Origin of the sequence: Natribacillus halophilus (genome assembly GCF_900100185.1) — a bacterium.
In the GTDB taxonomy this organism is placed as follows: domain Bacteria; phylum Bacillota; class Bacilli; order Bacillales; family Marinococcaceae; genus Natribacillus; species Natribacillus halophilus.
Map to the genome: position 1 here is coordinate 1 of NZ_FNEN01000008.1, position 13,408 is coordinate 13,408.

At 50.4% G+C, this 13,408-nt stretch carries 11 protein-coding genes; 2 read left to right on the plus strand and 9 right to left on the minus strand.

The window, feature by feature from the left end; all coding sequences use genetic code 11:
• Nucleotides 1–150: 150 nt before the first annotated feature.
• Both BLS58_RS10060 and BLS58_RS10065 read right to left on the minus strand, forming a co-directional pair.
• A complete protein-coding gene (locus BLS58_RS10060; RefSeq protein WP_090398531.1) occupies nucleotides 151–1,281 on the minus strand; it encodes a glycerate kinase in 1,131 nt (376 codons plus the stop codon).
• Nucleotides 1,282–1,350: 69 nt separating this feature from the next.
• Nucleotides 1,351–1,539: a hypothetical protein gene (locus BLS58_RS10065; RefSeq protein WP_090398533.1), complete on the minus strand. Its 189-nt coding sequence runs from the start codon at nucleotides 1,537–1,539 to the stop codon at nucleotides 1,351–1,353.
• A 289-nt stretch (nucleotides 1,540–1,828) separates the two neighbouring features.
• Between BLS58_RS10065 and BLS58_RS10070 the strand changes: the two genes are divergently transcribed.
• Together BLS58_RS10070 and BLS58_RS10075 are read left to right on the plus strand one after the other, a co-directional pair.
• Nucleotides 1,829–2,401, plus strand: coding sequence for a copper resistance CopC family protein (locus BLS58_RS10070; protein ID WP_090398537.1), 573 nt, complete (start codon nucleotides 1,829–1,831; stop codon nucleotides 2,399–2,401).
• Nucleotides 2,402–2,404: 3 nt separating this feature from the next.
• The gene (locus BLS58_RS10075; RefSeq protein WP_090398539.1) at nucleotides 2,405–3,508 is read left to right on the plus strand and encodes a copper resistance D family protein; all 1,104 of its coding nucleotides are present in this window, start codon (nucleotides 2,405–2,407) and stop codon (nucleotides 3,506–3,508) included.
• Nucleotides 3,509–3,551: 43 nt separating this feature from the next.
• Here BLS58_RS10075 and gatB read toward each other — a convergent pair whose 3' ends face one another.
• The 7 genes from gatB to pcrB all read right to left on the minus strand — a co-directional run bounded on the left by gatB (nucleotide 3,552) and on the right by pcrB (nucleotide 13,365).
• Complete coding sequence (gatB, locus tag BLS58_RS10080) at nucleotides 3,552–4,985, minus strand: Asp-tRNA(Asn)/Glu-tRNA(Gln) amidotransferase subunit GatB (protein ID WP_090398541.1); 1,434 nt, start codon at nucleotides 4,983–4,985, stop codon at nucleotides 3,552–3,554.
• Nucleotides 4,986–4,999: 14 nt separating this feature from the next.
• Entirely contained in the window at nucleotides 5,000–6,451 is a 1,452-nt protein-coding gene (gene gatA / locus BLS58_RS10085; RefSeq protein ID WP_090398543.1) for an Asp-tRNA(Asn)/Glu-tRNA(Gln) amidotransferase subunit GatA, read from the minus strand.
• Nucleotides 6,452–6,464: 13 nt separating this feature from the next.
• Nucleotides 6,465–6,755 carry an Asp-tRNA(Asn)/Glu-tRNA(Gln) amidotransferase subunit GatC gene (gene gatC, locus BLS58_RS10090; protein WP_090398546.1) on the minus strand — a complete coding sequence of 97 codons (291 nt, stop codon included), beginning with the start codon at nucleotides 6,753–6,755 and terminating at the stop codon, nucleotides 6,465–6,467.
• Nucleotides 6,756–7,201: 446 nt separating this feature from the next.
• Nucleotides 7,202–8,419 carry a CamS family sex pheromone protein gene (locus tag BLS58_RS10095; protein WP_090398547.1) on the minus strand — a complete coding sequence of 406 codons (1,218 nt, stop codon included), beginning with the start codon at nucleotides 8,417–8,419 and terminating at the stop codon, nucleotides 7,202–7,204.
• A 27-nt stretch (nucleotides 8,420–8,446) separates the two neighbouring features.
• Nucleotides 8,447–10,447, minus strand: coding sequence for an NAD-dependent DNA ligase LigA (ligA, locus tag BLS58_RS10100; RefSeq protein WP_090398549.1), 2,001 nt, complete (start codon nucleotides 10,445–10,447; stop codon nucleotides 8,447–8,449).
• A 13-nt stretch (nucleotides 10,448–10,460) separates the two neighbouring features.
• Nucleotides 10,461–12,641, minus strand: coding sequence for a DNA helicase PcrA (gene pcrA, locus BLS58_RS10105; RefSeq protein ID WP_090398551.1), 2,181 nt, complete (start codon nucleotides 12,639–12,641; stop codon nucleotides 10,461–10,463).
• Nucleotides 12,642–12,654: 13 nt separating this feature from the next.
• A complete protein-coding gene (gene pcrB, locus BLS58_RS10110; protein WP_090398808.1) occupies nucleotides 12,655–13,365 on the minus strand; it encodes a heptaprenylglyceryl phosphate synthase in 711 nt (236 codons plus the stop codon).
• Nucleotides 13,366–13,408: the final 43 nt, after the last annotated feature.

Below are 13,408 nucleotides of genomic sequence, written 5' to 3' on the forward strand. Positions count from 1 at the left end.
GATCCCTCTCGGACCTTCTTCGCTTCCGTCTGAGGGTTCAGATTGCTCTTCTGATCCCTCTCGGACCTTCTTCGCTTCCGTCTGAGGGTTCAGATCGCTCTTCTGATTCAGGAGTGGCACATTGCACACTTTTCCTTGCGCCAATCCTCACTACTCATTATAAATTACAGCGATATTTCGCGTGACTTGCTGCAAATACGTCCGGCCATTTTCCATCGCGTCTTGCACGCTGATCACACCCGGAACGAGACTAAAGACCGCGTCTATGCCATGCTCATACACCTCTTCATAGCCTTCCCCGAGCTGGCCGGCCATCGCGATCACAAATGTACCGGTTTCCTTACCTGCCTTCGCCACGCCCACCGGCGTTTTTCCATATGCTGATTGGCCATCGATTTTACCTTCGCCGGTCACGATTACATCGGCATGACGGGCGGAATCCCGGAAGCCGGTCTCATCCAGCACGAGATCAATGCCGGGTTTGAGCTCAGCATTAAGATAAGCAAGAAGCGCGTAACCCAATCCGCCTGCTGCCCCGGCACCGGGTGTATCCTTTACATCATGGCCGGTGGTTTCTACGGTTAGTGTATGAAAATGAGCGATAGCGTTATCAAGCCTATGTACCATATCCGCATTCGCTCCTTTTTGCGGGCCGTAGATCGCGCTCGCCCCCTGTTCACCTAATAATGGATTGGTGACATCACAGGCCACAACGATGTCTGTATTTTCCAGGCGAGCGTCCAGTCCCGAAAGATCAATGGAGCTCAGTTCTTCAAGCCCAACTCCGCCCTTTGCGACCGCTTCACCTTGTTCATTCAAAAGACGCCCCCCAAGAGCTTCAATCATCCCCGCACCGCCATCATTCGTCGCGCTGCCGCCGATGCCGAGAATAATTTTGCGTGCGCCTTGATCAAGAGCTGCCCGTATCATTTCGCCCGTTCCGTAGGTTGACGCCGCGCCAACGTTGCGATCGTGCTCGGCCACATGATCAAGACCCGAGGCCTGCGCCATCTCCATAATTGCTGTTTTCCCATCAGCCGAAAGCGCGTACGTTGCTTCTACCGGACGGCCATTCGGCCCCTCCACTTGCAAGGTATGATAAACGCCGGCCAAATTTGCGGCGAGCGCCTCCATCGTTCCCTCTCCGCCATCTCCCATTGGGATTAAATGATATTCATGCTCGTCACCCGCTTGTTGAAAGCCTGTCTGAATCGCTTCCGCAGCTTCTCTCGCGCTCATGCTTTCTTTAAAAGAATCCGGTGCGATGATAATGTTTGCCATGGGAATGCCCCCTTGTTCGTTTCTTTAAGCATACAATGATTTGATTATACGGGCAATATGGACGAAACGTCACCAAACCAAACTCCAAAAAACGAACCCAATAACAAGAGCGATCCCCATAATCACCAGCGTGTGAGCTAATATTTTTCCATATGAAGCCCCTGATTTTATAATATAAGCATGGGCTGCGATGTTTAAAGCCATCAGCAGTATAAAGCATAACAGCAATACAAATAATACGACCAGAATCGTATCCATGCTCAATCTAAACAACCTTTCTATGGTAAGCCTTGTGAATAATCTTCCCGACAAAGCGTTTTAGATAACTTGACGTGAACGAAAAAAAACCTTATTCTAGTTTTAGATACCGTTATCTGCTAGCAGGAGGGACAAAAAAATGGATGTACACTGGATGGCTATATTAACAACGGTTCTCGTACTTATTGTCGTGGGATGGTCTGCGTATAATCTCATAGTGGAAAAAAATTAAGAAAAAGCACGAAGAGTGATCACTCTCGTGTTTTTCTTTTGTGAAGGAGGAAAGATATTGATCTTTATAAAATATCTCACTATTTTGATGACTACCGGTCTCCTATCACTATCATTTATGTCGACATCATCTGCGCACTCTTATGTCGAAGATTCTGACCCTGCCGAAGATGCGACGGTCGAAGAAGAGGTGGACACCCTCACGCTCAACTTTGACGCGGGTATCGAATCGGCAACGACGGCCACTGTTGTCGATGACGAAGGGGAAGAATATGAGATCGCCGAAGAAAGTGTGGAAAGTCCGGAATACAGTGCTACTCTCACTGAACCGCTGCCTTCTGGTGATTACATAATCGAATGGGAGGCCCTGGGGGATGATGGACATACAACCGAAGGCGAAGTTGCTTTTTCCGTTGCCGTTGATGAAGACGCAACTGAAGATGAAGCCATCGAGCAAGAAACCAATGAAGAAGAGACAACAACGACCGAGGATGATTCCGCCCAAGAAGAAGAAACCGCGGCCGGTGAAACGACTGAAGACGACGGTGCGGGTTGGATCATTACCGCCAGTCTTGCTCTCATCATTATCGGTGCGTTAATCTTCTTTATATCTCGCAGGAACAAAGCGTAAAAAATGGTCATCCTTGCCGATGCTGCCCTCTTTCTCGCGCTTTCCCTTTTTGCAGGCATTCATATTCTGGAGGCCATCCCAGCGGACAAACGGCCACGGTCACGTATTCCGTCTTTTCTCATTCCGGCGCTTACAATCGCGCTGATCGTATTCAGCTTCATCCCCCTCGGTATGATTGCCGAACAGACAGCGGTCGATTTTTCCGATCCTTTTCCCACGGTACTTGGCACTGTCCTGTTTGAGTTCACCATCGGGCAAGGTTTTATCGCTTTTGTCCTGTTCCTTGCGATCACATTGGTCGCCCGGTTCACCTTGAAGGAAAAAAGACGCTGGCTGCTCTTGCTCCCTGTCCTCGGCATGATTCTGGCAACAGGATGGAGTTCACATGCGGCGTCTTATTCGAACCAAGGTTACCTCTTTGATGTGATTCATGTCGGGGCTGCTGTGTCCTGGACAGGGGTCTTGCTCGTGGTAGGTTTTTTTTCCGTCGGCGAAGACCGCTGGCTCCGTTTTCTGGATTGGTTTACCCCGTTCGCTTTTACGATGGTACTGCTGTTATTCGCAAGCGGACTGGGAATGCTGACGTTAATCACTCCGGAGTATACGAACAGCTGGCTGCTTTCCTACGGGCAATGGCAATTACTCAAGCATTTGCTTTTTATCCCGCTCGTTTTTTATGGATTTGCCCACGGCTTTATCATGAAAAAAAGACTGGAAACTGGAAAGAAACGTACGCCGCGCTTTTCGCTACAAATGGAAAGTGCCGTGCTTGCGAGTGTCTTCATCGTCACGGCAGTTATGGCCGAGCAAGAGCCGCCCCATGAAGTGGCAGCGACATTGGCATTCACCGAACCATCGGGGATCGCGACGCAAATGATCGCAGCAGACTTGCTGCCCGGTGACGTGGTTACCTGGAGCGCTAGTGTCCCAACCGTTTTACTGGCCGTCGCCGCCATCGCCATCCTTGTCTTTTTCGTCTATAGCGTTGGAAGCGGGCGGCCCTTCTGGTTAGCGCCGATCTATATTGCCTTGTTCATCGTGACCGCGTATGCAACCATCATGGTTGGCGCCGATGTTGAAACGGCAAGCCATGCCCTTTTTAAATAAGCCAACCCCTCCAGGCTAAGGAATGGGGTTGGCTTATTTCTTTTCAGCGAGCATCGATACCTTCTTGAATCAGCTTGTTCACGACTTGCGGATTGGCTTTTCCTTTTGTCGCCTTCATCGTCTGTCCGACGAGGAAACCGAAAGCTTTATCCTTGCCGTTTTTAAAGTCTTCGATCGATTGCTGGTTTTCATCTAAAATACCCTCGACGATGGACTTCAGCTCATCTTCATCGGAAATTTGCACGAGCCCTTGATCCTTGACGATCTGCTCAGGGCTGCCGCCCTCTTCGATTAACGTCTTGAACACGGTTTTGGCAATTTTACTCGAGATCGTTCCTTTTTCGATCAAGGCGATCAACTCAGCCAGTCCCGCCGGCGTCATGGCCACATCTTCGAGCTCTAAATGGTTGGCGTTCAAGTGGGCATTCACTTCCCCCATCATCCAGTTGGCGGCCTGCTTCGCGTCAGCCCCTTCGGCAACGGTCTCCTCGAAAAAGTCCGCGCTCGCTTTTGCCTGCGTTAGAACACCGGCATCATATTCAGGAATCTCCCATTCCGAAATATAACGGCTGCGCCTTTCATCAGGGAGTTCAGGGATCTCTCTTGCAATCCTTCCCTGCCATTCTTCGTCGATGAAAAGATGCACAAGATCCGGTTCCGGAAAATAGCGATAATCATCGGAGCCTTCCTTGACACGCATGAGGACTGTTTCTTTGCGTTCGTCATTCCAGCGGCGCGTCTCTTGCAATAGTTCCTTGCCGGCCTGGAGTTCTTCAGCTTGCCTTTTTTCTTCAAAAGCGAGGCCTTTTTGTACGTTGGCAAACGAATTCAGGTTTTTCAGTTCCGTTTTGATGCCGAATTCTTCCTGACCCACCGGTCGTAAAGAAATGTTCGCATCACAACGCAGCGAGCCTTCTTCCATTTTACAATCGGACACTTCTGTATACTGCAGAATCGCTTTTAATTTTTCCAAATAAGCGTGTGCTTCTTCCGGCGTGCGGATATCAGGCTCGGAGACGATCTCGATGAGCGGCGTTCCCACGCGGTTAAAATCCACAAGCGAAGCATGGGCATCTTCATCATGCGTCAGTTTGCCCGCGTCTTCTTCCAAATGAATACGGGTAATCCCGATCGATTTCATCTCGCCGTCTACTTCAATATCAATCGAACCATGCTCGCCGACGGGTTGATCGAATTGCGAGATCTGGTACGCTTTCGGGTTGTCCGGATAAAAATAGTTTTTGCGGTCAAATTTCGTCTGTTCGGATATGGAACAATTTGTAGCCAAGCCTGCTTTAACCGCATAATCGACGGCGCGTTTATTAAGTACCGGCAAAACACCCGGATGTCCGAGGCAGATCGGACAGGTTTTGGTATTCGGCGGTTCTCCGAAAGACGTGGAACAAGCGCAAAAAATCTTCGTATCCGTTTTTAGTTCGGCGTGCACTTCCAGGCCGATAATCGTCTCGTATTCCATAGGTTGGACCCCCTTTATAACAGCGGTTTTTCCTTGTAATGGCCTGTTTCCTGTTCATATGCGTGGGCGACACGATAAAGAATTCGCTCTTCGAACGGTTTGCCGATCAATTGCATCCCGACGGGCAAGCCGTTTGAAAAGCCGCATGGTACGGAAACGGAAGGGTTTCCGGACAGATTGACTGGGATTGTCAGGACATCATTCAGATACATCGTAAGCGGATCATCCTTTTGTTCCCCGATTTTAAACGCGGTCGTCGGTGCTGTCGGCCCAAGAATGACATCATAGCTGTGCAAAACGTGATTGAAATCTTCGCGAATCAACGTCCGCACCTTTTGCGCTTTTTTATAGTAGGCGTCGTAATAGCCGGAACTAAGGGCAAACGTACCCAGCATAATGCGGCGTTTGACTTCGTCACCAAAGCCTTCACTTCGCGACTTCTTATAGACGTCCATTAAATCACCGTCACCTTTGCGGACACCGTAACGAATGCCGTCAAATCGCGCCAGGTTCGCGGACGCTTCCGATGACGCCAGCAAATAATAGGCAGCCACCGCGTAGTTTGCATTTGGTAAAGACACTTCTTCACAGGAAGCGCCCAGGCTTTCCAACGTACGGATCGCCGATTGGATTTGTTCTTTGACACCGGCTTCAACGCCTTCTTCCATAAATTCTTTCGGCACGGCGATTCTCATACCGTTAATATTGCCTTCCAGGGCGGAAAGATAATCCGGCACATCGACGTCAACGGATGTCGAATCATGAGGATCATGGCCGGCAATCTCCTGCAGGACATAGGCATTATCTTCCACCGTGCGGGTGAGCGGTCCGATTTGATCCAGCGAAGAAGCAAACGCCACGAGCCCGAAGCGTGACACCCTCCCATATGTAGGTTTCAAGCCAACAACGCCGCAAAAAGACGCGGGTTGACGTATGGAGCCGCCGGTGTCCGAGCCCAGGGCAAACGGCACTTCGCCCGCGGCGACCGCGGCCGCAGATCCCCCGCTTGAACCGCCGGGAACACGGTCGGTAGCCCAAGGATTTTTCGTACTGTAATAGCCGGAATTTTCGTTGGAGGATCCCATTGCGAACTCGTCCATGTTCAACTTCCCGACGGTGACGATGTTTTGTTCATTCAGTCGTTCCATAACGGTGGCATCCTGTACAGGCTCAAAATTGTCGAGCAGTTGACTGGCGCATGTCGTTTTAAGTCCTGCCGTCAAAATATTGTCCTTAATGCCCGCCGGGATGCCGAATAACGGTTGCTCGCTCCCTTGATCCACCTGCTCATCAAGTGCTCGGGCTTTTTCCATGGCTCTTTCTTCATCGAGGGTGAGGAAAGCCTGCACGGAATCATCGACGTCCCGAATTTTTTGATAGGTATTTTCCGTAAGCTCAGATACCTTTACGTCTTTATTTTTAATCTTCGTATGCAAAGACGCGATCGTTTCATCCATAAATGACATGACGTTCACTCCTCTAGTCCAGGACAGATGGCACTTCGATTTGTCCATCTTTTGACGCTGGCGCATTTTTTAGCACATCTTCTCGGTCCAGTGACGGGCGCGCATCATCTTCACGCAAGACATTACGTACACCCATCACGTGTGTCGTAGGCTCCACGTCTTCGGTGTTCAGTTCGTTGAGACGCTCCGCGTATGTGATAATCTCCCCCATATGTTTCGCGAACGTTTTCATTTCCTCTTCTGTGAACGTTAAACGGGCAAGGTCCGCCACGTGTTCAACTTGTTCTCTTGAAACCTCGGTCAACTCTATTCACCTCTCATTCAACTCTTGGATAATCATATCAAAACAGATAGGCGCGGGCAAAAAAAACCTCCCGCGCCCCCTAGGTAAAATCAGCGCGTCGTCCTTCCGCCTTATGAGAGGGTGCAACATGCTAAGATTCGACCGTTTTCATACCCCAAAGGCTAAGCGGATCACTCCGTGAGGGATGATTCGGCCCGTTTCATACCCCAAAGGCTGAGCGGACCACTCCGCGAGGGATGATTCGGGCGGTTTCATACCCCAAAGGCTAAGCATATCACTCCGTGAGGGATGACTCGACCGGTTTCATACCCCAAAAGCTAAGCGGACCGCTCCGTGAGGGATGATTCGACCGGTTCCATACCCCAAAAGCTAAGCGGATCACTCCGCGAGGGATGACTCGACCGGTTTTCATACCCCAAAAGCTGAGCCCCCGCCCCCGCGCTCCTTCATTCATAAATATGCACATTAGCCTCTTCACCGGCATCTCTTGTAATCAGCGCTTCCGGTTGATCATTGGAGGTAATCGTGATGGAAATATCAATGTCCGTTTGAAAATGTTCTTCCATCTCACTTGCCGCTTGCTGGGTCACTGCGATCGTCTCCATTTGACTCTGGAAACGAATGGGTACCTGAATCGTCAGGCTGCTCAGCTCGTTGTTTTGATAATACCCACGGGCGGTGACGCCGATATGGTTACTAAAATAACTGTTTAACGCATCGGCGAACTGGGTAAAGCGCTCGGTATCTTCAGGGACGCTATCAGATGCTTGATCAGATGGAAAAAAATAATAGTCTTCGCTCAACGAATCCCAACCGCCAAGATCGCTTCCTGCCTCAGCCGTTGCCGTTGCGATGAATTCACCCGGCGTCGTCGAGTTACGCGGCGCCTCCCGAAACAGGGCCACGACGATCGGCACATCATTCAACATCCCTTCTTCCCGTTCCTCGGCACGCAGACGGGAGACAACTTCTTCGCCCATTTCCTCACCTGCTTCCAGGGCCTCTTCTTCAGAAATGGTCTCATCCATCCACGGCCCATAGCTACCGTCATCGTTTTGCTCGCGGAAATAATAGATGCTGTTTAAAGAGAGCGCGACGGAGACGCCTGCTAATTGCAAATCGCCGTCATCATTTTCAACGTGATAATTCTGCTCGATGATATGGGAGAGAATACATGGATTATTGCTATGTTGCTCTTCAAAACCATCCCCATCTCCCAGCTCGGGATTAAGGCCAAGCCCTGCGTTTTCCTCTTCCTCGTCATCATCGTCCGGTTCCTGGTAGCGCGCCAACCAGTTATCTAAATCATTATTATCGATAAATTGCCCTTCCTGAAAAAAATAATCCTCCGGTTGAAACGTCTCTGAAGAGATTTCACTCAGGCCGACTTCCAGTCTTTCCAGATCGACACGATTATAAGCCGCTCCCGAATAACACCCCTCCCCTGATCGATATCCCCTGCCCTCCCCGGGGTCATACTGCCCATCCGGGAATATATTACGGTAAAAGTCCGACAAAGTGGGCACGGGCTCCCCTACATCAGTCTCTTCTTGTTGCTCATCTTCCTCGCTGTCTACGGTTTCCTCTGCCGTTTCCTGTTCAAATAGTTCCGCGCAGCCCGAAAGGATGATAACCGTACATAAGCATACGATCATCCACCTCATCCATCTCCCCCCTTTCCGGAACACTCGTTATTCAATCTCTTCACTCGCTCGCTGCTCGTCCCAAATCTCTACGTCCAATTCCCTCGCTTTATCCAGCTTCGAACCCGCGTCTTCCCCGGCAATAACGACATCCGTGTTTTTGCTTACACTTGAAGTTACATTCCCGCCGCCCGCTTCAATCCTCGCTTTTAAATCATTCCGCGACCAACGTTCGAGTTTACCCGTTAGGACAAATGTTTTTTCCCGGAACTTATCGGATGCGGCCTCGGTACTCCCCTGAAAAGACATGTTCACTCCGGATTCCCGTAAACGGGTGAGCATCTCGGTCACCTCGGGTTGCTGAAAATACTGCGCAACGGCTTCAGCCATCTTCTCGCCGATTTCCGGAATCGTTTGTATGTCTTCGGCCGAAGCGGATTGCAACGCCTCCATCGATTCGTAGTGGCGCGCCAGTGTATCAGCGGCTTTGACCCCGATGAAACGGATCCCCAATCCGAATAGCAAATGCTCCAGTGAATTCCCCTTTGACGTTTCAATGGCGGAGAGTAAGTTGTTCACCGATTTATCACCCATACGGTCAAGCTCGATTAAATCCTCGTACTTGAGACGATATAAATCGGCAATATCAGCGATGAGTTCATGATCAAACAGCTGAATGATCACCCGCTCCCCCAGGCCGTCAATATTCATGGCATTCCGGGAAACAAAATGAATCAATCCTTCCCGTTTTTGCGCGGGGCATTTAGGGTTGATACAGCGCAGGATCACTTCATCCTCTAAGTGGACGAGCTCACTTTCACATTCAGGGCAGACGGAAGGCATCGAAAAATCTTCTTCGTCTCCAGTACGAGCATCTTCCAACACCCGCACTACTTCAGGAATGATGTCACCGGCTTTTTTAATAATCACCTGATCACCGATCTTGATGTCTTTTTCGCGAATAAGCTCCTCATTATGAAGCGAGGCTCGTTTTACCGTCGTTCCGGCCACCGTTACCGGCTCCAGGTGAGCCGTCGGCGTTATTGCCCCGGTCCTGCCGACGGATAGTTCAATACCGGTCAACGTCGTCATTTTTTCTTCCGCCGGGAACTTGTAGGCAATCGCCCAGCGCGGGCTTTTGGCGGTAAAGCCCAGCTCATCTTGCTGCCTGAGGTTATCCACCTTGACGACAATGCCATCGATCTCATAAGCGAGCTGCTCTCGTTCATCGAGCCATTGGTTCACATAATGGATAACCCCGTCCATTGAATCGTAATGCCCGTTTTGCGGATTAACCTTTAAACCCAGCCCTTGCATATAGTTAAGCGCTTCATGATGAGAAGCCAATCCTTTTCCCCGATCATTGGCAATCGCATAGAGAAAAATATCGAGATTGCGACCGGCCGCAATTTTGGGGTCCAACTGGCGCAATGAACCGGCCGCCGCATTTCGGGGATTGGCAAATAACGCCTCCCCGCGCTTTTCTTTTTCCTCATTTAAACGGCGAAAAGATCGTTCCGGCATAAAGACTTCTCCGCGCACTTCGACGCTCGCCGGTTCATTGAGACGCAAGGGAATGGAACCGACAGTTTTCAGATTCGTCGTAATGTCTTCGCCGATCTGTCCGTCTCCTCTCGTCGCGCCCCGGACGAAGCGGCCATTCTCATATGTCAGGGCTACAGCCAAACCATCGATTTTCAGTTCACAGTTATAAGTGACCGCTTCTTCGGCTGACAGACCCTGGCGTACACGGCGGTCGAAATCCCATAAGTCCTGCTCGTTAAAAGCGTTGCCAAGACTCAACATCGGCCGGTCATGGCGAACTTTTTGGAAACCGGAGAGCACTTCTCCGCCGATCCGCATCGTCGGGGAGTCATCACTTTTCAGGGAAGGATGGTTTTCTTCGAGATTGACGAGTTCCCGCATGTCTTCATCATAGTTGGCATCGGGAACGATCGGGTCATCAAGCACATGATAATGATAATTGTAACGATGTAGCCTCTCCCGCAATTCCTCCACGCGGGCGGCTACTTCTTTTTCTTCGGCCATGGCAGTCTTCCTTTCATTGACGGGTAATGGGCGCAAATTTGGCGACGAGGCGTTTAATGCCATCTTCGGGGAACGCGATGTCGAGTTCCTGGTTTTCGTCTTCTCCCTTAACAGCGACGACCGTGCCTGTTCCCCATTTTCGATGATCGGCTTTATCCCCCACCTGCCAGGCGTGTGTTTCTCCGCCTGTACGAGTGGTCGCGCCTATGTTTCGGCGCCGCTCCGCAGGTTTCTTGTCCTCCTCCGGCGACGTTTCGTATAAGTGGCCCGGTACTTCACTGATAAAACGAGAGATGGGATTCATTTGCTGGCGTCCATACAGGCGCCTTGACGCAGCTCTTGTCAAATGCAAGTGTTCTTCCGCGCGGGTCATGCCCACATACGCGAGTCGACGCTCCTCTTCCATTTCTTCTTTCTCAAACAATGAGCGGTTATGCGGAAAAATCCCTTCTTCCATGCCGATCAAGAATACGGTGGGAAACTCCAGGCCTTTCGCGCCATGTAACGTCATCATCGTTACCGTTCCTTGCTCGGCTTCCTCTTCATCGTCAAGGCGGTCAAGATCAGCAACGAGGGCCAAATCGGTTAAGAAGGCAATTAACGACTTGTCTTCCTGTGTCCTCTCAAACTCCTGGGCGACGGTGAGTAGCTCATCGACATTTTCCAGCCGACTTTGGGACTCCAGCGTTTGTTCAGATTTAAGCGTTTCCCGGTAGTTGGATTGCTCCAATACTTCTTCAATGATTTCAAGTACCGACAAATACTCCTGTTGCTGTATCCAGCGATCGAGAAGCTCCGCAAAACCGAAAAGCTTTTTCGTGACGGTTGCCGATAAGCCGATCTGGTCCGCTTCCAAAAGGGCCGCATGTAAGCTGAGGCCCTGTTCATTGGCGAAGGCCGCTACCTTATCGACCGTTGTGGCGCCAATGCCTCTTTTGGGGACATTAATGATCCGCGTGAGGCTGATATCATCATCGGGATTGGCGATGACGCGCAAATAAGCGAGAACGTCTTTAATTTCTTTGCGATCATAGAATTTGGTGCCGCCAATCATCTGATAGTTGATATTTGATTTGACGAACATCTCTTCCAGCACCCGGGACTGGGCGTTCGTACGGTACAGAACGGCAAAATCCTGATAGTTTTTCGCGCCCGTCCGGACAGCCTCCCTGATCTGTTCCACGACGTAAAAAGCTTCTTCCCGCTCATCCGCCGCTTCATAAAAATGAATGCTCGTACCCTCGTCATTGTCCGTCCATAAATTCTTCGGCTTGCGGCCGCTGTTATTTTTTATCACTTCATTGGCCGCCGCTAAAATCGTTTTCGTAGACCGGTAATTCTGCTCGAGAAAAATCACTTCAGCATCCTTATAATCCTCTTCAAAAGATAGGATATTGCCGATATCAGCCCCGCGCCATTTATAGATCGACTGATCGGAATCGCCGACGACACAGATATTGTGAAAACGTGCAGCCAGTTGCTGGACGAGAAGATATTGCGCCCTGTTCGTATCCTGATACTCATCCACATGGATATATTGAAACTTGCGTTGATAGGATTCCAATACCTCGGGCACTTCCCGGAAAAGCCGGATCGTCGTCATGATCAAATCGTCAAAATCAAGGGCATGATTGACGCGTAGCCGGCGGGCGTATGCTTTATAAACGTCGGCGGCTACTTCCTCTAAAGGTCCATCCACGTTTTTCGCGTATTCATCGGCCGTGATCAATTCATTTTTCGCCCCGCTTATCATACCGAGCAGCGTTCGGGGCGGGAATTTTTTGGAATCGAGATTCTGGTCCTTTAAAATTTGTTTGATCACGGACTGCTGATCGCTGGCGTCCAGAATGGAAAAATTACGATTGATACCGATGCGGTCGGCATCCCGACGCAGGATTCGTACACATAAGGCGTGAAACGTCGACATCCAGATGTTATCGGCAACACCGCTGACGAGGTCACCGACACGGCTCTTCATTTCTCTGGCCGCCTTGTTCGTAAATGTAATCGCGAGTATGTTCCAGGGCGCGATCCCTTTTTCCCGGAGCAAGTAAGCGATGCGGTGCGTAAGCACCCGTGTTTTCCCGCTTCCGGCACCTGCCATAATGAGGAGCGGCCCTTCGGTCGTCTCTACCGCCCGCTTTTGTTCCGGATTTAACCCTTCCAGTAGTTTCTCGATCATCTTTCGTTGCATCGTACGCACATCCTTAGCGCAATTTCCCTTGCCTGGTCGTTTCCTTGACAACATTCACCGTTTTTAAAGCTTCTTCCTTATCTTCATAAATCGCGTTTCCCACGATGACCGTATCGGCCCATGTTGCTATTTCAGCGGCTTGTTCCGGCGTCTGGATACCACCGCCGTAAAACAGTTGAGCCTCCTCAAGGATTTGACTCACTTTTTTCAAAACATCTACGTTTCCATATGTACCGCTATATTCAAGATAAAAGATAGGCATACGCAAAACACTTTCCGAAAAGCGGGAAAAGGCCACGATATCATCCAAATCCAGGGCAGCGTCCGCGTTTGTTCGTCGGGCGGCACTGGAATCACGGTTTAGGATGCAGTATCCTTCTCCGATGACCTCGGCCGTTTTCAGAAATTGACCGTGTGCTTTTAAAGCTTGTTGATGGAGGCCGCTAATATAGGCTGGATTGTGCGCATTCAAGACAACCGGAATGAAATACGCATCAAACCCCGGGGAAAGTGACTCGAGTTCTGTCACTTCCAGCACACACGGCACGGAAAACCGCCGGACAGCCGCCAAGCATTCCGTGACATTGTCTATCGTCGCCCCCTCGGTTCCTCCAACGATAATTGCGTCTGTTCCCGACTCACAAATATCCGCGATCCATCTTTCGGATAACGGCCTGGCCGGATCAATCTTAAACGCGTGCCGCCAGGATTTTATCTCTTCCAACATTGAAAAAGCCTCCGCTTCGTGAAAACAAGCTCTTCACCTT

Excerpts from the sequence above, each read along its gene's own strand:
- BLS58_RS10060 (WP_090398531.1), bottom strand. The coding sequence starts at position 1,281 with ATGGCAAACATTATCATCGCACCGGATTCTTTTAAAGAAAGCATGAGC.
- BLS58_RS10065 (WP_090398533.1), bottom strand. The coding sequence starts at position 1,539 with ATGGATACGATTCTGGTCGTATTATTTGTATTGCTGTTATGCTTTATA.
- BLS58_RS10075 (WP_090398539.1), top strand. The coding sequence starts at position 2,405 with ATGGTCATCCTTGCCGATGCTGCCCTCTTTCTCGCGCTTTCCCTTTTT.
- gatB (WP_090398541.1), bottom strand. The coding sequence starts at position 4,985 with ATGGAATACGAGACGATTATCGGCCTGGAAGTGCACGCCGAACTAAAA.
- gatA (WP_090398543.1), bottom strand. The coding sequence starts at position 6,451 with ATGTCATTTATGGATGAAACGATCGCGTCTTTGCATACGAAGATTAAA.
- BLS58_RS10095 (WP_090398547.1), bottom strand. The coding sequence starts at position 8,419 with ATGAGGTGGATGATCGTATGCTTATGTACGGTTATCATCCTTTCGGGC.
- ligA (WP_090398549.1), bottom strand. The coding sequence starts at position 10,447 with ATGGCCGAAGAAAAAGAAGTAGCCGCCCGCGTGGAGGAATTGCGGGAG.
- pcrA (WP_090398551.1), bottom strand. The coding sequence starts at position 12,641 with ATGCAACGAAAGATGATCGAGAAACTACTGGAAGGGTTAAATCCGGAA.